The sequence below is a fragment of the Streptosporangium sp. NPDC001559 genome (genome assembly GCF_042893955.1).
Taxonomy (GTDB): domain Bacteria; phylum Actinomycetota; class Actinomycetes; order Streptosporangiales; family Streptosporangiaceae; genus Streptosporangium.
Genome location: NZ_JBIAVG010000003.1, coordinates 45,831 through 72,181 on the forward strand (window position 1 = coordinate 45,831; position 26,351 = coordinate 72,181).

General features: G+C 71.9%; 23 protein-coding genes. 17 read left to right on the top strand and 6 right to left on the bottom strand.

Features of this window, described 5'->3' with window-relative positions; all coding sequences use genetic code 11:
* Nucleotides 1–50: 50 nt before the first annotated feature.
* Nucleotides 51–308 carry a DUF2530 domain-containing protein gene (locus ACFYY8_RS07220; RefSeq protein ID WP_390038084.1) on the bottom strand — a complete coding sequence of 86 codons (258 nt, stop codon included), beginning with the start codon at nt 306–308 and terminating at the stop codon, nt 51–53.
* A gap of 314 nt (nt 309–622) precedes the next feature.
* On the opposite strand from ACFYY8_RS07220, the gene ACFYY8_RS07225 reads away from it, so the two are divergent.
* From ACFYY8_RS07225 to thpR, 4 genes are all read left to right on the top strand, one after another.
* Entirely contained in the window at nt 623–1,408 is a 786-nt protein-coding gene (locus tag ACFYY8_RS07225; protein ID WP_390038086.1) for a hypothetical protein, read from the top strand.
* Nucleotides 1,409–1,804: 396 nt separating this feature from the next.
* A complete protein-coding gene (locus ACFYY8_RS07230) occupies nt 1,805–2,266 on the top strand; it encodes a MarR family transcriptional regulator (protein WP_352014301.1) in 462 nt (153 codons plus the stop codon).
* Nucleotides 2,173–3,786, top strand: coding sequence for an MFS transporter (locus ACFYY8_RS07235; protein ID WP_390038089.1), 1,614 nt, complete (start codon nt 2,173–2,175; stop codon nt 3,784–3,786). The genes ACFYY8_RS07230 and ACFYY8_RS07235 overlap by 94 nt, the downstream gene beginning before the upstream one ends.
* Nucleotides 3,743–4,330, top strand: coding sequence for an RNA 2',3'-cyclic phosphodiesterase (thpR, locus tag ACFYY8_RS07240; protein ID WP_390038091.1), 588 nt, complete (start codon nt 3,743–3,745; stop codon nt 4,328–4,330). The genes ACFYY8_RS07235 and thpR overlap by 44 nt, the downstream gene beginning before the upstream one ends.
* Nucleotides 4,331–4,438: 108 nt before the next feature.
* Here the strand turns inward: thpR and ACFYY8_RS07245 are convergent, their stop codons facing one another.
* Nucleotides 4,439–4,717, bottom strand: coding sequence for a hypothetical protein (locus ACFYY8_RS07245; RefSeq protein ID WP_390038093.1), 279 nt, complete (start codon nt 4,715–4,717; stop codon nt 4,439–4,441).
* A gap of 215 nt (nt 4,718–4,932) precedes the next feature.
* On the opposite strand from ACFYY8_RS07245, the gene ACFYY8_RS07250 reads away from it, so the two are divergent.
* Nucleotides 4,933–5,082, top strand: a complete 150-nt coding sequence (locus ACFYY8_RS07250) for a hypothetical protein (protein ID WP_390038095.1) — start codon at nt 4,933–4,935, stop codon at nt 5,080–5,082.
* A gap of 90 nt (nt 5,083–5,172) precedes the next feature.
* On the opposite strand, the gene ACFYY8_RS07255 is transcribed toward ACFYY8_RS07250, so the two are convergent.
* Nucleotides 5,173–6,141 (bottom strand): aldo/keto reductase, encoded by a 969-nt coding sequence (locus tag ACFYY8_RS07255; protein ID WP_390038096.1) that lies wholly within the window; start codon nt 6,139–6,141, stop codon nt 5,173–5,175.
* A 91-nt stretch (nt 6,142–6,232) separates the two neighbouring features.
* Between ACFYY8_RS07255 and ACFYY8_RS07260 the strand changes: the two genes are divergently transcribed.
* Together ACFYY8_RS07260 and ACFYY8_RS07265 are read left to right on the top strand one after the other, a co-directional pair.
* Nucleotides 6,233–7,294: a hypothetical protein gene (locus ACFYY8_RS07260; protein WP_390038098.1), complete on the top strand. Its 1,062-nt coding sequence runs from the start codon at nt 6,233–6,235 to the stop codon at nt 7,292–7,294.
* Nucleotides 7,295–7,361: 67 nt separating this feature from the next.
* Nucleotides 7,362–10,688 (top strand): SCO7613 C-terminal domain-containing membrane protein, encoded by a 3,327-nt coding sequence (locus tag ACFYY8_RS07265; protein ID WP_390038100.1) that lies wholly within the window; start codon nt 7,362–7,364, stop codon nt 10,686–10,688.
* 16 nt (nt 10,689–10,704) lie between these two features.
* Here the strand turns inward: ACFYY8_RS07265 and ACFYY8_RS07270 are convergent, their stop codons facing one another.
* A complete protein-coding gene (locus ACFYY8_RS07270) occupies nt 10,705–11,796 on the bottom strand; it encodes a hypothetical protein (RefSeq protein ID WP_390038102.1) in 1,092 nt (363 codons plus the stop codon).
* Nucleotides 11,797–12,250: 454 nt separating this feature from the next.
* On the opposite strand from ACFYY8_RS07270, the gene lhgO reads away from it, so the two are divergent.
* The 3 genes from lhgO to ACFYY8_RS07285 are packed head-to-tail and all read left to right on the top strand — an operon-like array spanning nt 12,251 to nt 15,580.
* Nucleotides 12,251–13,441 carry an L-2-hydroxyglutarate oxidase gene (lhgO, locus tag ACFYY8_RS07275; protein WP_390038104.1) on the top strand — a complete coding sequence of 397 codons (1,191 nt, stop codon included), beginning with the start codon at nt 12,251–12,253 and terminating at the stop codon, nt 13,439–13,441.
* A gap of 34 nt (nt 13,442–13,475) precedes the next feature.
* Nucleotides 13,476–14,183, top strand: a complete 708-nt coding sequence (locus ACFYY8_RS07280) for a response regulator transcription factor (protein ID WP_352014289.1) — start codon at nt 13,476–13,478, stop codon at nt 14,181–14,183.
* Nucleotides 14,184–14,191: 8 nt separating this feature from the next.
* Nucleotides 14,192–15,580, top strand: a complete 1,389-nt coding sequence (locus tag ACFYY8_RS07285; RefSeq protein WP_390038106.1) for a sensor histidine kinase — start codon at nt 14,192–14,194, stop codon at nt 15,578–15,580.
* Between the two features lie 76 nt (nt 15,581–15,656).
* Here ACFYY8_RS07285 and ACFYY8_RS07290 read toward each other — a convergent pair whose 3' ends face one another.
* Nucleotides 15,657–17,537, bottom strand: a complete 1,881-nt coding sequence (locus ACFYY8_RS07290) for an efflux RND transporter periplasmic adaptor subunit (protein WP_390038108.1) — start codon at nt 17,535–17,537, stop codon at nt 15,657–15,659.
* Nucleotides 17,538–17,682: 145 nt separating this feature from the next.
* Between ACFYY8_RS07290 and ACFYY8_RS07295 the strand changes: the two genes are divergently transcribed.
* From ACFYY8_RS07295 to ACFYY8_RS07325, 7 genes are all read left to right on the top strand, one after another.
* Nucleotides 17,683–18,855 (top strand): efflux RND transporter periplasmic adaptor subunit, encoded by a 1,173-nt coding sequence (locus ACFYY8_RS07295; protein ID WP_390038110.1) that lies wholly within the window; start codon nt 17,683–17,685, stop codon nt 18,853–18,855.
* Nucleotides 18,852–19,604 carry an ABC transporter ATP-binding protein gene (locus ACFYY8_RS07300; protein WP_390038112.1) on the top strand — a complete coding sequence of 251 codons (753 nt, stop codon included), beginning with the start codon at nt 18,852–18,854 and terminating at the stop codon, nt 19,602–19,604. Before ACFYY8_RS07295 ends, ACFYY8_RS07300 begins: the two co-directional genes overlap by 4 nt.
* Complete coding sequence (locus ACFYY8_RS07305) at nt 19,601–20,860, top strand: ABC transporter permease (protein WP_390038114.1); 1,260 nt, start codon at nt 19,601–19,603, stop codon at nt 20,858–20,860. The genes ACFYY8_RS07300 and ACFYY8_RS07305 overlap by 4 nt, the downstream gene beginning before the upstream one ends.
* 38 nt (nt 20,861–20,898) lie before the next feature.
* Nucleotides 20,899–21,486 carry a hypothetical protein gene (locus ACFYY8_RS07310; protein ID WP_390038116.1) on the top strand — a complete coding sequence of 196 codons (588 nt, stop codon included), beginning with the start codon at nt 20,899–20,901 and terminating at the stop codon, nt 21,484–21,486.
* 53 nt (nt 21,487–21,539) lie between these two features.
* A complete protein-coding gene (locus ACFYY8_RS07315; protein ID WP_390038118.1) occupies nt 21,540–22,256 on the top strand; it encodes a response regulator transcription factor in 717 nt (238 codons plus the stop codon).
* Nucleotides 22,257–22,518: 262 nt separating this feature from the next.
* Entirely contained in the window at nt 22,519–24,357 is a 1,839-nt protein-coding gene (locus ACFYY8_RS07320) for an ABC transporter (protein WP_390038120.1), read from the top strand.
* On the top strand, nt 24,351–26,009 hold the full coding sequence (locus ACFYY8_RS07325) for a GTPase (protein ID WP_390038123.1): 1,659 nt from the start codon (nt 24,351–24,353) through the stop codon (nt 26,007–26,009). The genes ACFYY8_RS07320 and ACFYY8_RS07325 overlap by 7 nt, the downstream gene beginning before the upstream one ends.
* A 55-nt stretch (nt 26,010–26,064) precedes the next feature.
* Here the strand turns inward: ACFYY8_RS07325 and ACFYY8_RS07330 are convergent, their stop codons facing one another.
* Nucleotides 26,065–26,331 carry a hypothetical protein gene (locus ACFYY8_RS07330; protein WP_390038125.1) on the bottom strand — a complete coding sequence of 89 codons (267 nt, stop codon included), beginning with the start codon at nt 26,329–26,331 and terminating at the stop codon, nt 26,065–26,067.
* Between the last annotated feature and the right edge of the window lie 20 nt (nt 26,332–26,351).

A 26,351-nucleotide genomic window follows, 5' to 3' on the forward strand; every position in this document is an offset into this window, starting at 1 on the left:
GGCCGGTCGTCCGGAGTCGCTCAGGGCCGCTCAGGGCCGCTCAGGGTCGTTCAGGGGAGAGGGGCGGGTTCGTCCTCCTCCCGGGACTCCCTGGAGGCCCGCCGGTCGCGGCGCCGTACGAACCACAGACCGAAGACGCCGCCGCAGATGCCGGACACGCAGGTCCACATCCACCACTGCTGCTCGGGGGCGGGCCGTACGACCAGGAGCACGACCAGGGCGACCGCCCACAGGACGGTCCCCACGAGGATCGTGGTCGTGTCGTTGGTCCGCAGCGGTCGCAGGTCCTGCGGGCGAGGGTGGTTCACGGCTCCAGCGTAGGCGACGAGCCCTTCCCCCAGGCAAAGCATCCTCGGCCAGGGCCCCTCGGGGCGCCGACGGGAGGCACGACCCCGTCCCCTCCGGCCCGGGGTCGCGGCGCGGGGCTACCCCGCCGGGCGCGGCGGTACCCGGCCACCGTGGGGCACGTGCGGGAACATGCGGTGAATTCTCATGTCGTACGGCTGTCCGCTCCATGAGACCATGCGAATCTGCCATACAAGAGTCGAAAGGCCTGCAAGCTTGGCGCTCTGCCGTCCACCTGACCATCGGCCGGCGTAGTTTCCCCCCAGGAGTTCAAGGCATGACCCGCTACACCTCTGTCACCGGTGGCGCCGTGTCCTGGAAGGCGTCGTTGTCCGCCGCCTTCGGGGCCCTTCTCGGCCGTCCGCTCGCCGGGTACGACCGCGGTGCCGAGTACGCCGCCTACTACCACGGGCACTTCTTCCACGAGACACGCATCGACAGGGACCCGATCTGGCTGAACCCGGCGGTCCTGTCCGGAGGCGAGCCGATCGAGGTCGGAGACCTCTACCTGTACGACATGGGGGAGCCGCCCCTGCGCTTCGACGCGGGCCGTTCGCTCTTCCAGTTCTCCAGTCACGGCCTGTCCGACGCCTTCGCCGCGGACCTGGCACAGGCCTGCCTCGCCCCCGACGTCGTCCGGGGCGCCGACCTGGCGCCGGTGCTGTGGCGTCACGACCTCGACCTCGCCGACCCGATCCTGGCGGAGAACTGGCACGTCTGCTACGCCAGGATCGCCTCGGACGGCTCGCTCCTGGACGCGATGCGGGTCGCGACCGGCATCGGCGACGGCCCCGGAAGTCTGATCCCCTTCGAGGGCAACGCCGACGAGACGTGGACCCCGGCCCTCGACGCCGTGGCCGACCCCCGGTTGCGCGCCCACCTCAGCCTGGGCTGTTGCGACGTGGCCGAGGCAGAGGGCCTGACCTACCTGGGCTCCGACGCCCCTCTCGGTCCTCTCCTCGAGGAGGGCGGCTGCTCGGTGGTCGCGGGATGGAAGGACGGCCACGGCCAGGTGGACGTGACGGTCCTCCAGCTCGGCGCCGCCGTCGCAGGCCCGGTCTGACCACGGCGCTCGTCGCCGTGAAGCCGCCCACGTCGTTCGTGTGACCGCACACACGCTCCAGGGCCGCCGATCGGGTCGCGGGGCGGCCCTGGCCTCCGGCTTTCGTCCATGCGTTTCCGCTCTCCGGAAAAAGGACCTCGGGTCGGCCGGGATATCGTGATGGGCTCCGCCCCCGTGGTCGACGTCGGGAACGCCGGCGGTCGTTCACGGGTGCGGTCCCCGGTCGCGACACCTCTTCCCTATCACGCTTCGTGTTCGAAAGATCGCGTGGTGTGGCATCGCGAGGTGAGGCCGGGGGCCGTGGGGCGACCTGGCACGCTGTACGGCTCACATCGAGAAAAGTTCGCGCGGAGGGAATCACATGAGCGGGTATATAGTTAGCAAAGGTAATGACTTATGCTAACGAACCCTCCCAGGAAGGACCCCGTCGCGAGCCTGCGCAGCGACGCCGGTCTGGCTTCGGCACTGCGCGTGTCGCTGGCACGCTTGAACAGACGCCTTCGCAGGCAGGCAGGGGGACACTCGTTGACCCCCACCCAGGTCGCGACGCTCGTCGCGGTGGAACGGCATTCCGGGATAACCCCCGGCGAGTTGGCCGAGCACGAGAAGGTGCAACCGCCCTCGATGACGCGCGTGATCGCCGCGCTGGAAGAGCGGGGGCTGGTGTCACGCACACCGCACCCGTCCGACCGGCGGCAGGTGAGCGTGAGCGTGACCGAGCGGGGCTCGGCCCTGTTGAGGGAGGAACGCCGCCGCAAGGAGGCGTGGCTGACGCAGCGGCTGAAGGAGCTGTCGCCGGAGGAGAGGGCCGTGCTCAGGCAGGCGGCTCCGATTCTGGAGAAGCTCAGCCGGAACTAGGCGACCCCGAGGAACCCAGGGCCTCGGCCGTCCGGCAGGACGCCGAGGCAGCCCCCGCGGCGGCCCCCGAGGCCACCGCTGAGACCGCTCAGGAAAAGGCCGCCGGGACGGTCTCCAGGCCCTCTCCCCGCAGGCGCCTCGTCGGGGTGCTCGCCGTACCCGTGCGGAAGCTCAGCACGCGGGCCAGGCGCGGGCGGATCGCGCGGGCGGCGGCGGCCAGCGAGGTGCAGGCCGTCGAGACCGGCTCCGCGCAGGAGGTTCCCGAGACGCGGGGCGGGATGTTCCGCTCACTGAGCATCTACAACTACCGGCTCTTCGCCATGGGCGGCGTGGTCTCCAACGTCGGCGGCTGGATGCAGCGCACCGCGCAGGACTGGCTGATCCTGGACCTGACGAAGGGCAGCGCCACCGCGCTCGGCGTGACCACCGCCCTGCAGTTCCTGCCGCAGCTGCTGTTCGGGCTGTGGGGCGGGATGATCGCCGACCGCTACCCGAAGCGGCCGGTGCTGATCGCCGCCCAGTCGATCATGGGTCTGCTCGCGCTCACGCTGGGCGTGCTGACCCTGACGGGGAACGCCCGGGAGTGGCACGTCTACGTGATGGCCTTCGCGCTCGGGCTCGTGCTGTGCGTCGAGGTGCCCACCAGGCAGTCGTTCGTGGTCGAGATGGTCGGCCGCAAGGACCTGCCGAACGCCATCGCGCTGAACGCCTCCAGCTTCAACCTGGCCCGCGTGGTCGGCCCCGCCCTCGCGGGTGTGCTGATCTACGCGCTCGGCGGCACCGGCCCGATCTTCGTGCTCAACGCCCTGTCCTTCCTCGCCGTGCTCGGCGGACTGGCGCTGATGCGGACCTCGGAGCTGACCACGCCGGAACCGGTGGCCAGGGCCAAGGGACAGCTCCGCGAGGGGCTGCGCTACGTCATGGAACGCCCTGACCTGCTGCTGCCCATCCTGCTCGTCGGGTTCGTCTCGCTGTGCGCGCAGTCGTTCTCGATGTCGATAGCGCTGATGGCCCGCGAGGTCTTCGGCGCCGGTGCCTCGTCGTTCGGACTGGCCTCCAGCATGTTCGCCGTCGGCGCGCTCGTCGGCGCCCTCATGGCGGCCCGGCGCGTACGGCCGAGCAGGAAGCTGCTGATCGGCGGCGCGCTGTCGTTCGGCCTGTTCCAGGTCGTCACCGGACTGGCCCCGTGGTACCCGCTCTACCTGCTCCTGCTCGTCCCCGCGGGCGTGGCGCTGATCTCGGTCAACACGACCGCGAACACCAGCGTGCAGCTCGCGGCCTCTCCCGAGATGCGCGGCCGGGTGATGGGCATCTACGTGCTGGTGTTCACCGGCGGCGCCCCGATCGGCGCCCCCGTGCTCGGCTGGATCGCCGAACTGGGCGGCCCCCGCATGGGCGTCGCGGTCGGCGGGGTCCTCACGATGCTCGGTGTCGGCGCGGCGATAATGCTGACCAAGGCGATCGGCAGGAGGTCCCGTGCGGTTGTTCGTGGGGGTGCTGCCGCCCCGGCGGGCGTGTGACGAACTGGCCCGCGCGCTGCGTCCCCTCCGGGGGGCGTGGCCCGAGCTGCGCTGGGTCGACCCCGCCAACTGGCACCTGACCCTGGCGTTCCTGGGCGAGGTGCCGCCGGAGGTGCTGCCGGAGGTGCTGCCGGAGCTGGAGACGAGGCTCGCCCGCGCCGCCTCGCGCCACGCGTCGATGACGCTGGCGCTGACCGGCGCGGGCGCCTTTCCCTCTGTCCGCCGGGCCAGGATCCTCTGGTCCGGACTGTCCGGCGCCCACCTCCCGCTCACCCGCCTGGCCGACTCCGTGACGGCGGGGGCGCGGCGGGCGGGAGCCGTACGGGTCGACGACCGCAAGCGCTTCAGAGCGCACCTGACCATGGCCAGGACACGCGCGGAGACCGACGTGAGCGACCTGGTCGAGGCACTCGGACCCTTCGCCGGAACCCCGTGGGAGGTGGGCACCGTGCACCTGGTGAGAAGCCACCTGGGATCCCCGGTCCGCTACGAGACACTCGCGGAGTACGCCCTGGCATCTCCGGCACCCGGTGAGCGGAGCTGAGCGCCGGCTCCTGCCCGCGGTGCTCGCGGTGCTCGGGACCCCGGTCTCCTGAGGTCCCCGCGTGCCCGGCTCAGCACCCCTGGGAAAGGAGTGCTGAGCCCTCCATGACTAACAGCTCAGGCCCTGAATGAAGCCGTCCGCCTGGCCGACGCCGTGACCGGCGGCCCAGCCGCCGGCGTTCCACCAGTAGTCCAGGTAGAAGCCTCCGCCCGCGGGGACCAGGTAGAGGGCCGTTCGTCCGGGGGCCGAGTAGACCCACGTGTCCTGCTGCACGTGGCAGAGCATCTGCGCGTGCGCCGGCGTGACGCCGGCCAGGGTGGCCGCGGCGACGGCGGCCGCGAGAGCGAGGGCGATCCGCTTCGGCGTGGAGATCATTGCGGTGCGCAAGGCGAGAGCCTCCGGGGTTCCGAAAAGGGAGCCTGGCCAGGCTTTATTTAGGAAACTTTCCTGTCTGGAACATACCTGACCAGTCGCGAACGTCAAGGGATCCCGGACCGGTGATCCTTCCGGCACTCCGGGGCTCGACCTCCCGCCGCGCTTCGCCGCCCTCTCCACGGGAATCCCGGGCTTGGTCAGAGGCCATCCCGGGCCCGCGGTCCGCTATGAGCCGATCGCCGAGTACGCCCTGGCGGCTCCGGCACCCGACGGGCGGAGCTAAGCTCCAGAGCGTGGACCGTCCCCGTCGCTGGCTCCTGCCCGTGGTGCTCGCCCTGCTCGTGCTCCTCGTGGTGATCGGCGCCCTCGTCACCTGATGCCGTGGCCTGACGCCGTGGTCGGCTCGTAGACAGCAGGCCGGCCGCCGGGGGAGGGGGAGGGCCCCCTCGCCCGGGGTGAGGTGGTTTCTACCAGGCGTAGTCCTCAGGGGCCGTCTTGTGGCCGGGGAAGATCTCGTTGAGGGTGGCCAGGGCCTTGTCGTCGAGGTTGATCTCCAGGGCCCTCGTGGTGCCGTCGAGCTGCTCGTGGGTGCGCGGGCCGATGATCGGGGCGGTGACGACCTTCTGGTGGAGCAGCCAGGCCAGGCCGACGTTGGCCGGGTCCTCGCCGAGCTCCTCGCAGAACGCCTCGTAGCGCTCGATCTTGGCGCGGTGCTTGTTCAGCTCCTCGACCATGCGCTCCGACGCGGACCGTCCCTTGTCGATCTTCTTGAGGATGCCGCCGAGCAGGCCGCCCGCCAGCGGGCTCCACGGGATCAGGCCCAGGCCGTAGTCCTCGCACGCGGGGATGACCTCAAGCTCGGGGGCGCGGACGATCAGGTTGTAGTGCGACTGCTCGGAGACGAGACCGAGCGTGTTACGGCGGGCGGCGGACTCCTGGGCCTTGGCGATGTGCCAGCCCGCGAAGTTGGACGACCCGACATACAGGATCTTGCCCTGCTGCTTCAGGACGTCCATCGCCTCCCAGAACTCCTCGAAGGGGGTGTTCCTGTCGATGTGGTGAGCCTGGTAGACGTCGATGTAGTCGGTCTGGAGCCGCTTCAGCGACGCCTCGGCCGCACGGCGGATGTTCAGCGCGGAGAGCAGGTTCTCGTTGGGCCAGTCGCCCATCGAGCCGTAGAGCTTGGTGGCGATGACCGTCTTCTCACGACGGCCGCCTCCCTGGGCGAACCACCGGCCGATGATGTTCTCGGTGATGCCCTCGCCCTGCTTCCAGCCGTAGACGTTGGCTGTGTCGAAGAAGTTGACACCCAGCTCGTGGGCGTGATCCATGATCGCGAAGGAGTCTTCCTCCGAGGTCAGGGGACCGAAGTTCATGGTGCCCAGGCAGAGGCGGCTGACCTTCAGGCCGGTACGGCCAAGCTGCGTGTATTCCATATGTCCACCCTAGGCACCTGGAGTGCGCTCCAGGCGAGACCTTGATCCGTGTCTCCCCCCGATCCGGTGCCCCACAGGGCATGATGGCGGGATGGGGAGTAGACCGGGGTATGTCGTGATTCGCGTGCTGGCCGCCGCCGTACTGGCCGGGGCGACGCTGGCACCGGGACTCGCGGCGGCGGACACGGACGAGGAGGGGCACCGGCTGTTCACCTTCAAGGACAGCCGGATCACCGAGTCGAGCGGGCTGGCCGTCTCGCCGACGCACCCGGACATCTACTACACCCACAACGACAGCTCCGACGGGCCGATCTTCTTCGCGGTCGGCGCGGACGGGCGCACCAGGGCGAAGTTCACCCTCCAGGGAGGGTCGGCCCGCGACTGGGAGGCGATGGCGGCCTCCAAGGACCCGAAGACCGGGCGGGGGGTGCTCTGGTTCGCCGACATCGGCGACAACTTCGACGGGGCGTGGCCCGACGTCTCGGTGTACCGGGTCCCCGAGCCGACCACGATGCGCGACGCGGTGATTCCCGCGACGCGCTACCGGTTCAAGTACGAGGACGGCGGCCACAACGCGGAAGGGATCATGGTCAATCCGGTCACCGGCCGCCTGTACGTGGTGAGCAAGGCGTTCGTCGGGGCGGTCTACGCGGCGCCGAAGCGGCTGCGCGCCGACAGGACCAACGTGCTGCGCAAGGTCGGCTCCGCCCCCATCATGGCCACCGACGCCGCCTACGCGCCCGACGGGTCGAGCTACGTGATCCGCACCTACTTCTCGGCGACCGTGTACCGCCCGTCGGGGGACCAGATCTCCCGGCTGTCGATGCCACAGCTCGAACAGGCCGAGTCGATCACCTACACGCCGGACGGCAAGGCGGTGCTGACCGGCAGCGAGGGCAGGAACAGCCCCGTCTACCGGGTGCCGCTGCCCGAACGCGTCCTGCGGGAGACCGCGCCCTCCCCGGCGCCGACCCCGACCGGTCAGGCCGCGGGGGCTGAGGGATCGAAGGACGACTCGACCAAGCTCGTGGCCGACGCGCGGGAGGCCGACGACCGTGAGGCGGGGGTGCCGGGCACCGCCGTGGCGCTCTGGCTGGCGGCGGCGGCCGGCGCGACCGGCCTGATCACCTTCATCGCGCGCCGCGTCCGATAAATACCTAAACGAGATTGAGTACGGCTCCGCAAGCGGTTCGCAACCTGGGCTAGGCATCCTTCGTGTCATGCACGACCAGACAAGGCCCGGCTGCCCCGGGTGCGGCCTGCCCGTCACGGGAGCCTTCGAGCGCTGCCCGCGCTGCGCGCTGACGCTGAAAGGGCCCGCGGCGGCCGAACTGTGGCGGCTCGACGTGGAGCTGGCCGGACTGCGGGCCAGGCAGATGACCCTGCTGGCCCGCAGGAACCACCTGCTCACCCTGCTGCGCGCGGAGAGCGCCCGTCCTGTGGCTCCGGTGGGACCCGGGATTCCGGTGGGGCCCTCGGTTCCGGCGGGGTTCACAGGGGAGGTCGCGCCCCGCAGGGACTTCTCTCCCAAGGCGGTGCAGAACCTGCTGCTCACCCTCGGCGGGCTGCTGCTGATCGTCGCGGCCGTGGTGTTCACCGTGGTCAGCTGGGGACACATCGGCATCGGCGGACGAGCCGCCATCCTGGCAGGGGTCACCGCCCTCACCCTCGCCGCGCCGAGGCTCCTCACGAGCAGAAAGCTGGACGCGACCGCGGAGACGATCGCGATGTTCGGCGTCGCGCTGCTCCTGCTGGACGGCTACGCGGCCCGGCAGGCGGGGCTGTTCGGCGCGGACGGCCCGGAGGCGCGCCACTACGCCGCCGCGCTGGTCGGACTGGTCGCGCTGTCCATGGCGGGATACTCCCGGCTGCTGCCGCTGCGGCTGCCGTTCCCCGTGGCCGTCGTGTTCGCCCAGATCCCCCTGCCGCTGCTCGCGTTCGACACGACGGCGCCGTGGTTCACCGCCTCCCTGGCGGCGGACGCCGCACTCGACGCCGCCCTCCTGCTGCTGCTCAGGACGCCGGAGGGAAAGACCAGGAACGGGTGGGCGACGGCCAGGGTCTGTTTCTGGGTGACGTGGACGCTGGGCGTGCTCTACGGGTTCCTGGACTCGGTGCTGGAGTTCACCGGTGGGGGACCGGTCACCGCCCTGGTCAGGGGCGTGCTGCTCGTCGCCCTGGCCGCCCTCGGCCTCGCCGTCGCCGGACGGGCCGGGCGGGTCGCGCTCGGATTCCTCACCGCCGGGTCGGCTCTCGCGCTGACAGCGGGCCTGGCCGCCCCGGTCTGGCCGTCGCTGCCCTCCGGGTGGCGGGGCGTGCCGTACACCCTGGGGGCGCTCGTGGCCGTCGCGGTCGCGCTGTACCTGCCGGGCCTGAACGCGCGGATCCGCCGGGCCGGAGCCGTCTCCGCGGGGGCCGTGGCAGGGCTCACGGCCCTGCCCGTCGTGCCCTGGGTCGCCTCCGAGGTGCTCATGCCGTTCAGGCTGCTGGAGCGGGTGTGGGCGTGGCCCGCCGTCCTCGACGACGGGTGGGCCGGGCCGCTCGCCTCCGCCGCGGTCGTTCCCGCCCTGCTGGCCACGGCCCTGGCGGTCGCGGCCGTGCGGTGGCCGACCACCGGTTCTCGCGGGGAGAACACCCGGCGGTCGCTGGGCCTGTGCGCTGTGGTGACGGGTGCGGCCGCCGTGCTCGCCGTTCCCGGCGCCTTCGCGCTCGGCCGTTCGGCCGCCCTCGTCGTCCCGTCGGCCCTGGCCGTGGCGCTCGTGGCCCGCATGACCCTGACGGGCGGGGCGTGGTGGGCGCGGGCTCTCGCGGCGGTCGCCGTACCGGTGACGCTGATCGGTGTCGTCACCGCGCTCGCCGGGCGGACCGAGACGTACGGCGCGCTGGCCGTGGCGCTGGTGGCGTGGGCCGTGGCGACGGTCGCGGGGCGGGAGCCGGGGGTACGGGCCGTCGCGCTGGCCATGGCGGTGCTCGCGGCGACCGGCCTGATCTGGGCGGTCGCGGTGGGAACAGGCCGGCAGCCGGCGCCCGAGGGTCTCGCGCTCGCCCTGGCGGTCGGCTCCGTGCTCGCGGTGGCCGCCTGCCTGGTGTACGGCACGGCCGTCACTCCGGAGACTGTCATCCCGGAGACCGCCACTTCGGAAGCCGTCGAGGAGGCGCCTTCCGACTCCGAGGAGGACGGCGCCAAGGAGGAGCCCAAGGGCGGGAGTCCGGTGGTCCGGCGTGACCCCAGGTGGGGGGTCGGGCTGGGGCTGGGGGCGACGCTCGGCGCGTGCGCGGCGTCGTCGATCGCCGTTCCCCTCGCCGGGATCGTCGGCTTCTACCGCCCGTTGTTCTTCCCGTGGACGGGGCAGCGGTTCCTGCCGGACCACCTTCCGATCCTCGTCGTGGTCGCGGCCCTGCTCACGGTCACGGCGGTCACGGTCTCCTGGCAGGTGGCGGGGCGCGGGACGGCGTCCAAGGCGGCCCTGGTCGCACTGCCGGTGCTCCTGGCGACGCTGCCGCTCTCGGTCGGCCTGCCGTACCCGGTGGAGGTCGGGCTGTTCGTCGTGGGGCTGGGGCCCGCGGCGTGGGCGGCGGCGCGTGGCCGTACCGGGTGGAGGTTCGGCGCGGTGACCGGGCTGTGGACGGCGTCGCTGGCGCTCTCCTGGTCACTTGTCGCGCAGACCGCCACGCTGGTCACGCTGCCGGTCGTGGCGCTGGTCGCGGCGGCGACCGCGTTCCTCGGGCGGGAACGGTGGGTGCGGGCCGGGGGTGCCTGTACGGCGACGCTGCTCGCCGGGGCGCAGGCGCTGGCCGTGGGCCTGGCGCTCGGCTGGCCCACGCGGACGGCGGCGTTCGGCGTGCTCGCCGTGGCCTGTGTCGCGGCGGCCGTCGCGGGCCGTTTCAGAAAGGAGACGTTCGCGGCCGGGACGGAGGCGGCCGGATACGCCCTGGCCCTGGCCGGTCTGGCGCTCGCCGCCGACGGCCTCGCGGCGGCCTCACTGGCCTGCGCCGTCGCCGGGGTGATGATGACCGGTACGGCGCTGCGTCCCGACCGCCGCCAGGCGGGATACGTGGGGACGGCCCTGCTGCTCACGGCCTCCTGGCTGCGGCTGCTGGCCTCGGACATCACGGTGGTCGAGGCCTACACGGTGCCGTTCTCGCTGGTCCTGCTGGGGTTCGGCTGGTGGCGGGCGCGTGGGAGGGCCCGTTCCTCCTGGCTCTCGTACGGCCCGGCCCTCGGCTCAAGCCTGCTGCCCAGCGCGGTCGCGACGCTCAACGGGACGGGATGGGTCAGGCCGCTGCTGCTCGGCACGGTCTGCCTGGTCGTTCTGCTGGTCGGGGCGCGGGCACGGCTGCAGGCTCCCGCGCTGCTCGGCGGCCTCACTCTGGCCGTCGTCGTCCTGCACGAACTCTCGCCGTGGATCGCGCGGGCCATGGTGACCGTGCCGCGCTGGGTGCCGATGGCGTTGGGCGGACTGCTGCTCGTGGTGGTCGGCGCGACCTACGAGGCACGGCTACGGGACGTGCGCAGGCTGCGGGCGATGGTCGGCCGGATGCGTTGACCCGGCCGACCATAGATCACCCCCCGGCGGGGGGTACGGCGAGCGTGGCCGGGGTCGTGACGGTGTCAGCGGTGGCGGCCTGGGTGATTCCGGTGGTCTCGGTGGTCTCAGCGCGCTCGGCTGGATCGCCGGTGGTCTCGGGGGCCGAAGCGGCCGGGGCCGTGGAGGCCGGAGTCGTGATGGTGCCAGCGGTGGCCGGGGTGGTCGAGGTCGTGGAGGCGGGAGTGGAGACGGCCGGAGCGGAGACGGCGGGGGTGGCCGGGGCGGAGATGACCGCGACGATCCGGCCCTTCGCGCACGAACCGTCCCGGTCACAGGCCTTGACCGGCACCTCCCAGATCGCCGGGGCCGTCGGCCTGAGCGTCACCCGGCCCTCCGAGGTGATCGACACATGGGGGCTCGCGGCGCCGTCCAGGAGGTAGGTGATCTCGCCGCCATCCGGATCGGAGGAGGAGAGGTCACCGGTCAGTTCGCTGTTCGCCGGGCCGGTCAGCAGCAGATAGGGCGAGGTCGGCGGCAGGTTCCGCACGCACGGGGGCTCGCACGAGATCTCCACCGAGTCGAGAAGATTGCCCTGGTCGGGCTGGTCGCCGGCCGTGGAGATGGAGACGAACTCGAACCGGGTGACGGTCTGGCCCGGCGGGACCGAGTACTTGCCCGTGTAGTGGCCCCATCCCGCGTTGTCGTCGGCTATGTCCGAGGTGTTCTGGCCCATGGGGACCTGGGTGACCCCGCCGATCCTGAGCTGGAGGACGTCCTCGCCCGCGGAACGTCCCCGGTGCGCGAGGTGCCAGGTCAGCGTCGCGCCGGGCACGGTCCTGACGTCCTGGGAGAGCGTGGCGGTCGCCGTACCGTTGACCTCGGCGAACTGCCTGCCCGTGTCGGGCCGTACGGCGGGCACGTCCGGACCCCAGATCTCGATGAGACCGTCACCGGCCGAGGTGCTCCACCCGGGCAGACCGGAGCGCAGGTTGCCCTGCCCGTGCAGGCTGCCGGGCTCCTCGAACCCACCGTTGACCAGCTTGCACGCGGGAGCCGACTCCAGGGCCGGGGCTGAAGCCGGGCCTCCCGAGTCCGGATCCGATTCCGAGGTCGGGACCGGAGTCACCGAACCCGGTCCCGGAACCGGAGCCGGAGGCAAGTCCAAGACTGAGGCCGAGGCCGAGGCCGAGGCCGAGGCCGGGGTCGGGATGGGAGCCGGGGCCGCTGAGGCCGGAAGGACACCGACGGCGGCCCAGGCGGTCGCACAGGTCCACGTGGTCACGCAGAGGAGGGCGGCACTCAGGCACGCCCGGGAACGCGGTCTTTCCATCTGTTCTCCCCCGATCCGAAGGGCACCTGGCCGGGGGGATCAGGCGCTGAGCGGGGAAAATGCTACAGCGATCATCGTGGCCTCCCACTGAGGGACGCGCGGGTCGCGGTGCCCCACGTGGAACGCCGCGAACGTATGGTTACGATCCCCAACAAGGCCCAATAAGGCGCGGTAAGTCCTTCACGTCAGGAGAGGGATGGCGCTAGCTTTCGCACATGGGCGTTCCGGCGGCGATCAGGGAGGTAGGGACGTGAAGGTCGGGGTCGTCGGTGCGGGGATCGTTGGCCTGGCCGTCGCCAGGGAGCTGGCGCTGACTCACGGGGCCACGGTGACCGTCCTCGACAAGGAGGACCGCGTCGGGGCGCACCAGACCGGCCACAACAGCGGAGTGGTCCACGCCGGCATCTACTACAAGCCGGGCTCGCTCAAGGCCAGGCTCTGCCGGGACGGGATGGCCCTGCTCAGGGAGTACTGCGCCGAGCACGCCATCGCCTACGACGAGGTCGGCAAGCTCGTGATCGCCTCGACCCCCTCGGAACGCGCCGGGCTGAACGCCATCGCCGAACGGGCCCGGGAGAACGGGGTCCCCGGAATCGCCGAGCTGGACGCGCTCGGGCTGCGCGAGATCGAACCGCACGCCGTCGGGGTGGCCGCGGTGCACTCCCCGCGCACCGCCATCGCCGACTTCCCCGCGGTCGCCCGTCGCCTGGCCAAGGACGTGGAGGAGACGGGCGGCTCGGTGCTGCTGTCCCACCCGGTGCGCGCGCTGCGGGAGACCGCCCGGGGCGTCGAGGTGATCGCGGGACGGCGCAGGCTCGCCTTCGACCGTCTGGTCGTCTGCGCGGGGCTCGGCACCGACAACGTCGCCAGGATGGCGAAGGCGACAGGGAACGTGCGGATCGTGCCCTTCCGCGGTGAGTACTACGCGCTGGCCGGGGCCTCGAAGGACCTGGTCAGGGGCCTGATCTATCCGGTTCCCGACCCCCGCTACCCCTTCCTGGGCGTGCACCTGACCCGCAGGATCGACGGTGAGGTGCTGGTCGGCCCCAACGCGGTCATGGCGCTGGCGCTTGAGGGCTACTCCTGGCGTGACATCGATCTCACCGACCTGCGCAGGATCCTGACCTGGAAGGGCACCAGGAAACTGGCCGCCCGCCACTGGCGCACCGGGGTCCGGGAGGTGACCGGCTCGATGCTCAAGGGCTCGTTCCTGACGGCGGCGCGCCGCTACGTCCCCGAGCTGACCGGCTCCGACCTGGTCAGGACGACCGGCGGCGTACGGGCCCAGGCTGTGGCCGGTGACGGAAGCATGCTGGACGACTTCGCCATCGACGTGCACGGCCGGGTGGCGCTGGTGAGAAACGCCCCCTCACCGGCCGCGACCTCCAGTCTGGCGATCGCCAGGCACATCGTGGGGTTAACCTCAGTATTGACCAATTAACTCCTTTTTCATGTGGGCGAGTGAAGATAAACCCGTGACCGATTCTCCCGAGGCTCGCCTCCTGATCGTCGAGGACGAGCCCAACATCCTCGAACTGCTGGCCGCCAGCCTGCGGTTCGCCGGATTCGGGGTGAACACGGCGGGCAGCGGAACCGAGGCCGTCGCCGCGGTTCAGCGCTATCGTCCCGACCTCATCGTGCTCGACGTCATGCTTCCCGACATGGACGGCTTCGACGTCGTACGGCGGTTGCGCGGCGGCGGCAGCGACACGCCCGTGCTCTTCCTGACCGCTCGCGACGCCACGGAGGACAAGATCCGTGGGCTGACGGCGGGCGGGGACGACTACGTGACCAAGCCGTTCAGCCTTGAGGAGGTCGTGGCACGCATCAGGGCGGTGCTGCGCCGTACGGGGGCGGGGGACCTGTTCGCCAGGCCGCCCCGGCTCACCTTCGCCGACATCGAGCTCGACGAGGAGAGCCACGAGGTGTGGCGCGGGGGCAAGCCGGTCTCGCTGTCGCCGACGGAGTTCAAGCTGCTGCGCTACTTCATGGTCAACGCGGGACGGGTGCTGTCGAAGGCGCAGATCCTGGACCACGTGTGGGACTACGACTTCCGAGGGGACGTCGGGATCGTCGAGTCCTACGTCTCGGTGCTCCGCAGGAAGATCGACAACGCCGATCCCCGGCTGATCCACACCCTGCGCGGCGTCGGGTACGTGCTCCGCCTGCCTCCGGGACACTGATGAGGCCGATGATCGGAGCCGCTCCGCTCAGGGTCAAACTGATCGCCGTCGTCCTCGTCCTGCTCACCATCGCGCTGGCGCTGATCGGCTTCGGCAGCGTCTCGATCATGCGGGGCTATCTCATCGACCGGGTGGACAGCCAGGCGCAGCTGAACGCGGACAGCGTGATACGCCGTCTGCACCGCAACGGCCCCTCCACACTGGTCGGCAGGCCGGTGCCGTCCGACACCCGGGTGGAGATCCGCGACCCGCGCGGTGAGATCGACCTGCTGCTCCAGGGCACCGACGTGGAGAACAAACGGGGTCCCCACCTGCCGTCCGTCGTGAAGAGCTACCCGTTCGAGATCGACGAGTGGCGGGTCCACCGCTTCCCCCTCGACGACGGCGGAAGCGTCGTGGTGGCCGTGGACATGTCCGAGGTCAGGCAGATCGTCGGCCAGCTCGCCCTGGTCGAGCTGCTCGGCGGAGGCGGCCTCATGCTGATGCTCGCCGGGGTCGGCGTGGTGATCATCAGGCGGAGCATGCGCCCGCTTGAGGAGATCGAGCGCACCGCCCAGGCCATCGCGGCCGGTGACCTGAGCCGTCGTGTCCCCGCGGCCAATCCGGCGACCGAGGTCGGCAGGCTCGGTCAGTCACTGAACAGCATGCTCGCCCAGATCGAGTCCGCCTTCGAGGCCAGATCGGAGTCGGAGCTGTCGGCCCGCCGCTCGGAGGAGCGCATGCGCAGGTTCGTCGCCGACGCCTCCCACGAGCTCCGTACGCCGCTGACGTCGATCAGGGGGTTCGCCGAGTTCTACCGGCAGGCCCCCGAGGTCGATCCCGCGCCGCTGATGCGCCGGGTCGAGTCGGAGGCGGTCAGGATGGGCCTGCTCGTGGACGACCTGTTGATGCTGGCCAGGCTCGACCAGCAGCGGCCCATGGCCATGCGCCCCGTCGACCTGCTCGCCATCGCCGCCGACGCCACCCACGACGCCCGCATCCTCGCCCCCTCCCGTGAGGTCACACTCACCGTGGACGGCGCCGCCCTCATCGTCTCCGGCGACGAGGTACGGCTGCGCCAGGTCGTCGGCAACCTGATGAACAACGCCCTGACCCACACCCCGGACGGCACCCCGGTCCGCATGACGCTGTCGGCGCAGGGCTCCATGGCGGTCGTCGAGGTGACCGACGAGGGGCCCGGACTCAGCGCGGAGCAGTGCGAGCGGGTCTTCGAACGGTTCTACCGGGTCGACTCCTCCCGGGGCCGTCGCGCTCCTGAGGACGGCGGCAGCGGTCTCGGCCTGGCCATCGTGGCCGCCATCGTGGACGCCCACGGCGGCGCCGTCGCCGTGGACTCCGACCTTGGCAAGGGCTCGACCTTCCGGGTGACCCTCCCCCTCGCCCCCGACTCCGCCTGACCACCACGACGGCCGTGCGGGAGGAGCCGGTGGCCGGACGGTGGGACGGCACGGTCCCTCCGCCCGGCCGGGTGGGCTACGAGAGGCCGCCGGGCCAGGTGCCGTCGGGGAAACCGCCGGTGGTGGCGCCGGTGGGCAGGACCACCCGGTCGTTCTCCGCGAGGCCCGAGGTGATCTCGACATACTGGTCGCTCCGCACGCCCGTCGTCACCACACGCTCGCCGCCGCCCTGCACGGTGACCCGCGAGACGCCGTCCTTGGTCCGTACGGCCTGCGCGGGCAGGTAGAGGGCGGCCTGGGACTGGGCGACGGCGACGGTGACCGTGGCGGTCTGGCCCACCAGGAGGTCGGCGGGGGCCTCGTCGAAGGCGATCGTGACGCCGTATCTCACGAGCTGGCCGGTGGTCGTCGCGGTCGGCGCGATGTGGGTGACCGTGCCGTCGTACTTCTTGCCGTCCCGGGTGGCCAGGGTGATCGTGGCGCGCTGCCCCAGCTTGAGGCTGCCGATGTCAGACTCGGTGAACAACGCCTCGATCTGGAGCTCGTCGAGGTCGCCGAGGGTGACGAAGGCGCCGGTGCCCGCCTCGTCGCCGACGGCGCCCGCGACGGACATCACGGTCCCGTCGGCGGGGGCGGTGATCCGGACGCCGTTCAGCTCCTCGCGGGCGTCGGTCAGCTCGGCCTGCGCCCGCTTGACCTGGGCCTGTGCCTGGTCGACGCTGGGCGCCCCCTGCCCGCCGCCGATGCCGTTCGTGCCTTTGGCGCCGCCGTTCCGAAGGCCGGAGGCGCCCTGGCCCTGGGCGTTCTGGCCGGTGCCGCGCTTGGCGCCCTGCCCGGTGCCCTGGCCGTTTCCGTTTCCGTTGCCGGTTCCTGTGCCGGTGCCGGTGCCGGTGCCGGCGCACGTGGTGGGGCCGGGGGAGGGCTTTCCGGTGGGCCTCGCGGTGGGCTTTCCACCGGGCTTCTCACCGGGCTTGGCGGTGGGCCTCGGGGTGAGGGTCGCCTCCGGGGCCGTGGGGGCCGGGTTCGAGGGGCCGGAGCGGGTCGGGGTGACCTCGGGGGTCGCGGTGACCGTGACCGTCACGGTCGCGGTGACGGTCACGGTGACCGTGGGGGCGGGCGCGGGGTGGCCCGACTCCCCGCCGTGCCGCCTCGCCCTGGCGGTCGGTGTCGGCGTAGGCGTCGGTGTCGGTACGGCGGCGGGCCCGGTCTTGACGAGGTATCCGGCGGGCACGATCGCGCCCGCCCCGGCCCGGCCCGCTCCGCCACTGGGCAGGGCGGTCGGGGTGACGGCCGGGACCTCGGTCGGGGCGCCGGTGGAGGTCACGGCGGGGGCGGGGGAGGACGTGCCGCCCGGCACCAGCGTCCGGCCGGGCTCGGCCGTACGGCTGTGCCCGGGTGAGGGGTTCGGCGTGGCCGTACCGGCCGGGGACGGGGCCGGGGAGGCCGGCGGACACTGCGCCCCACCGACCGGCCCGGAACCGGCCTGCCCCTGCCCCTGCCCCTGCCCCTGCCCCTGCCCCTGGCCTTGGCCCTGGCCTTGGGACTGGCTCTGGGGCTGGGTCGGAGTGGGGGAGGCGGCTCGGTCCTCGGCGGCGTCCAGGGCCTCCTGGGCCGCCGCGAGCTGTGCCTTGGCCGCGCTGTACCGTTCGCGGGCCGGTGCCGAGCCGATGGCGGCGAGCACCTCGCCCCTGCGTACCTTGTCCCCGGCCTTGACGTAGACCTTCCTGACCGTTCCCGAACCGCCGAAGGCCAGTTCCCTGGTCCGTTCGTCCACGGTGTTGCCCGCCGCCGAGACCGCGGCGGTCACGGTTCCGCGCCGGGTGGCGACGAGTTCGACCCGGGGCGCCCGCTCGGCGCCGTCGTCGAGGGCGTAGAACACGCCCGCGCCCACGAGGACGAGGGCGGCCAGGGCGAGTCCTCCTACGCGCGCGGGTTTCGGGAGGTTGGTCGGTCTCATGGCGGACCATCTTGGCGTGCCCGATTCACTACCTGCTCACAAAAACCTGAATATTTCCTGTATGTCCATATCGGTGGAAGGCTTGCAGGAAACACTCAGCAAGAGTTGGGTTTAGCCCAAGACTGATACGCCAGGGTCGAGCGCTGTGAAGCTGTCGACCAGGCGTGGGACGCTGCTCGTGAACGGGACCCTGGCCGTCCTGTTGCTGGGCGCCGTGGGAATCGCCTTCTCCTCTCTCGGGGGATCCACCTCCTCCTCCGCGGACGTCGCCTCGGCCGCAGGCGGTGCGGCACGGGCCGTCACGGTGACCCGGAGTACGGTGACCGCCTCGGTCTCCGCATCGGGCGCCGTGGAGAGCGCCCAGGCCCGCTCGCTGGGCTTCGGGACGAACGGCACGGTCAAGAAGATCTACGTCGAGGTGGGGGACAAGGTCAGGAAGGGACAGATCCTGGCCAGGCTGGACGACAGCGCGGCGCAGGAGAGCCTGGACGCCGCCGCGGCGGCGCTCGACTCGGCGGACGACGACACCTCGACCGCCGCCCTCTACGCCCAGTACGTCACCGCCAGGAACACCTACCGGGCGGCCGAACGCACGGTGGCGGCGACCGTCATCAAGGCCCCGTTCGCCGGTACGGTCACCGCCGTCAACGGCACGGTCGGCGGCCCGGCGAGCGGCGGCTCCGCGAACTCCTCGGGTTCCTCCGGCTCCTCGGGTTCCTCCACGGGCTCCTCGGGAGGTTCGTCGAGGACGGCGAGCGGCTCGACCGGATCGGGTTCGACCGGGTTCGTCGAGCTGGCCGACACCCGCGAACTCCAGCTCGTCGGCACCTTCACCGAGTCGGACATCACCAAGCTCAAGATCGGTCAGAGCGCCGCTGTCACGTTCGACGCGCTGCCCGGCGTCACCGCGACCGGCAAGGTCACCCAGATCCAGCCGACCGCCGCGACCAGCAACAACGTCGTCCAGTATCCGGTGACCATCTCCTTCGTCCAGGTGCCCTCGGAGATCAGGCTCGGCCAGACGGCCACGGTCAAGGTCGCCGTGGGACAGGCGGAGAACGTGCTGGCCGTCCCCTCGACCGTGGTCACCACGACGGGCGGACGCAGCACCGTGACCGTCCTGCGGAACGGCGCCCAGACCCCCGTGCAGGTCGAGATCGGGGTCAGGGGCGACACGCTCACCGAGATCACCTCCGGACTCGTCGAGGGAGACCAGGTCGTCCGCCCGGCCGCGACCGGGACCAACCAGCAGGGCGGCTTCCCCGGCTTCGGCGGCGGTGGCAACCGCGGTGGCGGCGGGCTCGGAGGCGTCAGATGACCGCCCCCGTCCTGGCCCTCACCGACATCACCAAGGTGTACGGCAGAGGTGACGCCGAGGTCAGGGCCCTGCGCGGGGTCTCGCTCACCGTCGAGCGGGGTGACTACGTGGCCGTCATGGGCGCCTCGGGCTCGGGCAAGTCCACGCTCATGAACATCCTGGGCTGCCTGGACGTCCCCTCCTCCGGCAGCTACCTCATCGACGGAGTGGACGTCGGGAGCCTGGACGAACGCAGACTCGCCATCCTGCGCAACCGCAAGATCGGGTTCGTCTTCCAGTCGTTCAATCTCATCCCGAGGATGAGCGCGCTGGCCAACGTCGAGCTGCCCATGGCCTACGGCGGGGTCACCGCCCAGGAGCGCCGGGCCCGCGCGCTGGCCGCCCTGGAGCAGGTCGGCCTGTCCGACCGGGTACGGCACGAGCCCAACGAACTGTCCGGCGGCCAGCAGCAGCGCGTCGCCGTGGCCAGGGCGCTGGTCACCTCTCCGGCCCTGCTGCTCGCCGACGAGCCGACCGGCAACCTCGACACCAAGGCGACCGGCGACGTGCTGGAGATCCTCGACGGGCTGAGCGAGTCCGGCCGTACGATCATGCTCATCACCCATGAGGACGACGTCGCCGCGCACGCCAAGCGGGTCATCCGCCTGGTGGACGGGCTGATCGTGGACGACCGCCGCCAGGCGCCGGTCGACGGTCCGCCGCCCCGTTCGGCCGTCAGGCTCCAGTCCATGCCGGGAGGCGCCTCGTGAGCAGGCTGGAGATCCTGCGCTTCGCGCTGCGCGGCCTCGCCGCCAACAAGCTGCGCAGCTTCCTGACCACCTTGGGCATCCTGATCGGGGTCGCCGCGGTGATCCTGCTGGTCGCCTTCGGCGAGGGCGCCTCGCAGAGCATCCAGAAGAGCATCCAGCGGCTCGGGGCCAACACCCTGACCGTCTCCGCCTCCTTCGCCGGGGGCGGGATCGGCGGCCCGGTCGGGGCCGGGTCCTCCCGGCAGGGCAACGGCCCCCGCACCCAGGCCAGGCAGCTCACCCTCGACGACGCCAAGGCGCTGGCCGACCCCGAGCAGGTGCCCTCGGCCAGGAGCGTCTCCCCGGTGGTGAGCACCGGTTCGGCGACCGCCGTACGGGACGGGGCCAGCCACACGATCTCCCAGCTCGTCGGCACCTACCCCAGCTACTTCGAGGCGATGAACAAGCCCGTCGAGACCGGTTCCTACTTCGTCAACGACGACGTGCTCGCGGCGCGGAAGGTCATGGTGATCGGCAAGACGGTCGCCGACGAGCTGTTCGGCACGGCCAGTCCGGTCGGGGAGCAGGTCAGCGTCTCCGGGGTGCCGTTCACGGTGATCGGGGTGCTGAAGACGTCGGGTTCCTCCGGCTTCGGCTTCCAGGACGCCGACGACGTGGCCATCGTGCCGCTGCCCGCCGTACAGCAGAGCCTGACGGGCTTCGGCGCGCTCAGCTCGATCGTGGTGCAGGCGACCGGGCCCGACACGACCACCTCGGCGCAGAACGAGGTGACCGCGGTGCTCGACCAGCGCCACGGCATCACCCCGACGGGCGGCGCGGACTACCGCATCCTGAACCAGGCGACCCTGCAGGAGACGGTCAGCTCGACCGTGGGGATCTTCACCAGCCTGCTCGGCGCGGTCGCCGCGATCTCGCTGTTGGTCGGCGGCATCGGCATCACGAACATCATGCTGGTCACCGTGACCGAGCGGACCAGGGAGATCGGCATCAGGAAGGCGATCGGCGCGCCCAGGAGCGCCATCCTCGGCCAGTTCCTGCTTGAGGCGACGGTGCTGAGCCTGCTCGGCGGGCTGACGGGCGTCGCGATCGCCTTCGTCGGCACCCGCTTCACGATCGCGGGCATCGAACCGGTGCTCGTGCCGTCGTCGATCGTGCTGGCCCTGGGTGTCTCCGTGGGCATCGGGCTGTTCTTCGGCGGTTATCCGGCGAACCGGGCGGCCAAGCTCAGGCCCATCGAGGCACTGCGCCACGAGTGAGCCACAGACGACCTGTACGACCTACGCGAGGAGAAGAGATGGGCGACGGCGCGGACGACAGGACCCCGGCGCGGGAGTTGCTTGAGACCTCCCCGTTCAAGGGCGACCTGGACGGTGAGCTCGCGGCCGGGCGCAGGCGCGGGATCTCCAGGCTCACGCTGGTGCTCGGCGCGGCCCTCGCACTCGTCGTCGGGGTGATCGTGGGCATCCAGGCGCAGAAGGCGCTCGGCGGGCCGACCGGCGACCGGGCCGCCGCCGTACGGCAGGGCCCCGGTGGTTACGGGGCTCCCGGCGGCTACGGCGGACGCGGTGCGTTCGGCCAGGGCGGTGGCCAGGGCGGTGGCCAGGGGAACGGCCAGGGCGGGTTCGGCAACGGACAGCGAGGCGGTCAGGGGGGTGTGACCGTCGGCACCGTGCAGAAGGTCGAGGGCGGCAAGGTCTACCTCAAGCAGCAGGACGGGACCGTCGTCACCGTGAACACCACCGACCAGACGAGCGTGCGGATCTCCAAGCAGGGCGAGGTAGGCGACCTGACCACGGGCGGCACGGTCGTCGTGCAGGGCGCCAAGGGCGAGGACGGCTCAGTGACCGCGACCGCGATCAACGAGGGCGGGGCCCGACGATGACGGTCTCCTCTCTCAGGAAACGTTCAGCCGGACCTGAGCTGCGTTCCAGGGGGGTGAGCAAGCCTCGTGATGTGCTGGACAAGGTCGAAGCCAGGTTGCTGATCGTCGACGACGAACCGAACATCCGCGAGCTGCTCTCCGTCAGCCTGCGCAGATCCGGCTTCGAGGTGGTGACGGCGGCGGACGGCAGGGAGGCCGTGCACTTCGCCGAGCGGATCCGCCCCGACCTGGTCGTGCTGGACGTGATGCTGCCGGACATGGACGGGTTCACGGTCGCCGGGCGGCTGCGGGCGATGGGCGGGCAGATCCCCGTCCTCTTCCTGACCGCCAGGGACGCGACCGACGACAAGGTCACCGGCCTGCGGGTCGCCGACGACTACGTGACCAAGCCGTTCAGTCTTGAGGAGGTCCTGGCCCGCATCCGGGCCGTGCTGCGCCGTACGAGGGGGGATCTGGACCTTCCTGTCCGGTTGAAGGTCGCCGACCTGGAGCTGGACGAGGAGGCGCACCAGGTCTGGCGCGCGGGCACGGCCGTACGGCTCTCGCCGACGGAGTTCAAGCTGCTGCACTACTTCATGGTCAACACGGGCAGGGTGCTGTCCAAGGCGCAGATCCTCGATCACGTGTGGAACTACGACTTCGGAGGAGACGCCGGGGTCGTCGAGTCCTATGTCTCCTATCTCCGTCGCAAGGTGGATATGACCGAACCGAGGCTCATACACACCTTGCGGGGGGTTGGGTATGTCCTTCGGCCACCCCAGAGTGGTTGAATATTCAGCGGACATTCAGCTTCGGCTCAAGTGACGCTGAGCTTCGGGTGTTCCAATGAACAGCGAGTGACCCCCGATCACCCCGCGGTCGCGCGGAAGGGTCGGGCTCGCCTCCAGCTGCGGGGGAGACGAGCTCGAACGAAGCCCTCACGCCGACTTCGGGGTTAAGGCCCCACCGCTCTACCGGGTTCGCCCCCGTGATCCGGTCGAGCGGTGGGGCAAAATCATGTCTAGGGGGCATTTACCGGGGAAAACCGCTCCTATGAGCCGGAGCGACGGGTTGCTCGCGGCGCTGCGCGAGCTGCGGCGCCACCTCGACCGCGACCTGTTCCCCCTGGCGGCAGGAGACGCGAGAGCCGGGCGCGCAGCCCAGAAGGAGCTGGCCGGCCAGCTCGACGACTACCTGATCCCCCGGCTCGCCGCGCTCGACGCCCCGCTGCTGGCCGTCGTCGGCGGCTCGACCGGGGCGGGCAAGTCCACCCTGGTCAACTCCGTCGTCGGTACCGACGTCACCGAACCCGGCGTGCTGCGGCCGACCACACTCGCGCCCACCCTGGTGACCAGCCCCGCGGACGAGGCGTGGTTCACCGCCCAGCACGTCCTGCCCGGTCTGCCCCGGGTGACCGGAGCCCGAGGGCAGCCGGGCACACTGCGCGTGGTCACCGCGCCCTCCCTGCCCGCGGGCCTGGCCCTGCTCGACGCGCCGGACATCGACTCGGTCGTGGCCGCCAACCGCGAACTCGCCGCCCAACTGCTCGCCGCGGCCGACCTGTGGCTGTTCACGACCACCGCCGCCCGCTACGCGGACGAGGTGCCGTGGGGCTTCCTGCGCGCGGCCAGGGAACGCAGCACCGCGCTCGCGGTCGTGCTGTCACGGGTGCCCCCCGAGGCCATGGGCGTCGTCAGGAAGGACCTGGCCAGGCTCCTCGACGAGAACGGCCTCGGCGGGACCCGGCTGTTCGAGGTGCCCGAGCTGACGCTGCCCGAGGAGAACGGCCGCCTGCCGCGCCCCGCCGTACGGGAGGTCGCCGACTGGCTGACCGGCATCGCCGCCGACTCACGGGCCCGCGCCGAGGTGGTGCGCCAGACCCTGTCCGGGGCGCTGGAGAGCCTCGCCGTACGGGTGCCCGCGCTGGCCGACGCCGTCGACCACCAGCACGCCGCCGCCGGGGAACTGCGCTCGCTGACGGCCGACGCCTACACCTCAGGCCTGGCCGCCTTCGACGAGGGCATGCTCGACGGGTCGCTGCTGCGCGGTGAGGTGCTGGCCCGCTGGCAGGACTTCATCGGCACCGGCGACCTGATGCGCTCCCTGGAGAGCAGGGTCGGCCGGTTCAGGGACCGCCTGGTCGCGCTGGTCACCGGCCGTCCCGCCCCGGAGAACGACCTGCGGGTCGCGCTGGAGAGCGGGGTCGAGGCGCTGATCAGGGCCTCGGCCGACGGTGCGGCGGAACGCGCGCTCGACGCCTGGACCGCGCGTCCCACGGGCCGTGCCCTGCTTGAGGAGGCGGGGGTCGTGACGGCGGGACGTCTCGGCAGGGCCTCGGCCGACCTGCCCGCCAGGGCCGAGGCGGCGGTCAGGGGCTGGCAGGGGTACGTGCTCGACCTGGTCCGTGAGGAGGGCGCCGACCGGCGGAGCGTGGCGAGGTTCACCTCCTACGGCGTCAACGGCGCCGGGCTGCTGCTGATGCTCGCGGTGTTCGCCTCGACCGGCGGCCTGACCGGGATCGAGGTCGGCATCGCCGGAGGCACCAGCGTGCTGAGCCAGAAGCTCCTTGAGGCGGTCTTCGGGGACCAGGCCGTGCGCACCCTCACCGTCAAGGCCCGCACCGACCTGCGTGCCAGGGTGGCCATCCTGCTCAACGAGGAGGCCGACCGGTTCACCGGCCTCCTGGACGTGGTCGAACCACCGGGGGAGGCCGGCCCCGCGCTACGGGAGGTGGCGCGGGCCGTACAGGACCGCCGAGGGGAGCTTCCGGTGACCGAAGACGGGCCACGTGCGGCCTCCCGGGGCGGGTCGGGAGAGATCCCCCGGGGTGAGACGAGGGAGATTCCCGGGGACGGGTCGGACGGGGTTTCCGGGGGAGGTGGAGGGTGGTGAAGCTGCTGCGCCGTAAGGAGTCCGCCTCCCTCGACGACCGGCTCGACGCGCTGGCCAGGGCGGCGGACCTGGCCGACGGACGGCTGGACGAGGACGCGGTCGCCGGGGCGCGTTCCGTGGTCACCCGCGCGGGCGTACGGCGTGGCCTGTCGGTCGGGCACACCGTGGTCGCGCTGGCCGGGGCCACGGGAAGCGGCAAGTCGTCGCTGTTCAACGCGCTGTCCGGCACCGACCTGGCCACGGTCGGGGTGACCAGGCCGACCACCTCGACCGCGCAGGCCGCGCTCTGGGAGGGCGAGGGGGCGGCGCCGCTGCTCGACTGGCTCCGGGTGCCCCGGCGCCACGAGGTGCCCCATGCCGAGAGTGAGGCGGCCGGGCTGATCCTGCTCGACCTGCCCGACCACGACTCGATCGAGCCGGCGCACCGCGTCGAGGTCGATCGGCTGGTCGAGATGGTCGATCTGCTGGTGTGGGTGCTCGACCCGCAGAAGTACGCCGACGCGGCCGTCCACGACCGCTACCTGCGCCCCCTCTCCGGGCACCGGGACGTGACGGTCGTCGTGCTCAACCAGGTCGACCGGCTCAGCCGGGACGCCGCCCGGCGCTGCCTCGACGACCTGCGGCGCCTGCTCGGTGAGGACGGCCTCGGCGGGGTGCCGCTGCTCGGGGTCTCCGCGCGCACCGGGGAGGGCATGCGCGAACTCGGTGCCCTGCTGGCCGCCCGGGTCACCGACCGGCGCTCGTGGGCCGTCCGCCTCACCGCCGACGTCGGTACGGCCGCAGCCCGCCTCACCACCGCCTCGGGGACCGGCTCCGGCCCCAGGGAGAACGTCGAAGACCTGGCCGGGCCGTTGACCGCCGCGTTGTCCGAGGCGGCCGGGGTGCCGGTCGTCGTCAGGGCGGTGGCCACCTCGCACCGGCACCGTTCGATCGCCGCGACCGGCTGGCCGCCGACCCGGTGGCTGCGCCGCCTCCGTCCCGACCCGCTGCGCCGTCTGCGCCTCGCCGTCCAGGCGGAGACCGCCAGGACCGAGGCCGCCCGGGCCGGAGGGCTGGTCGGCCGTACGTCGATGCCCGTCGCGTCCACCGTGCAGCGCTCCAGGATGGACACCGCGATCCGCAGGACCGCAGACGCCGCAGCCGAGGGGCTGCCCGAGCCGTGGGCGACGGCCGTACGGCGGGCGGCCAGGGCGCACGGGGACGAGCTTGAGGACGGCCTCGACCGCGCGATAGCCGCCACGTCGCTCGGCTCGGCCCGGCGGCCCGTGTGGTGGCGGGTGGTCGGGGCGGCGCAGTGGCTGGTGTTCGCGGTCACGCTGGCGGGCGGCCTGTGGCTGCTCGGCCTGGCGGGCCTGGACTACCTCCGGCTGCCCCGGCCGGACATGCCGACGGCCGGGGAGTTGCCCTGGCCGACGGTGCTGCTGGTCGGCGGCGCCCTGCTGGGGCTGCTGATCGCCGGACTCTCACGGCTGGCGGCCTGGGCGGGCGGCCGACGCAGGGCGCGCAGGGCGGAACGGGCGCTACGGGCGAACGTGGACCAGGTGGCCAGGGACCTCGTGCTGGATCCGATCGGCGACGAGGTCACCCGCTACCGGGATTTCACCGAGGCCGTCGCCTGCGCCCGTCCCGAGAACAGGAACGAGAAACGCTGAAGCGGGAAGTGCCGGGCGGTACGGAAGCCTTTCTCCCCGGCGTCCGCTGTGGAATTCAGCATTGGGCGGCATGGCCGGCGTTGTAGCCGTCCACCCAGCCTTTCCTGTCCCAGCTGTCCGATTCGTCGTAGGAGAAGCTCGCGGCCTTGTCGCACATGCGGGCCGAGTCGGCATACCCCTTCTCGTAGGCCTGCTGGTAGGCCGGTGGCTTGTCGCCGGGGGCCGTCACCCGCGCCGACGCGGTGGTGACGGGGAGGAACGCGACGCCCGCGAGGGCGAGGGCGGCGAGAAGCGCCGGGCTGGGACGATGCCTGCGGTCCATGGACTCCTCCTCTGACCAGG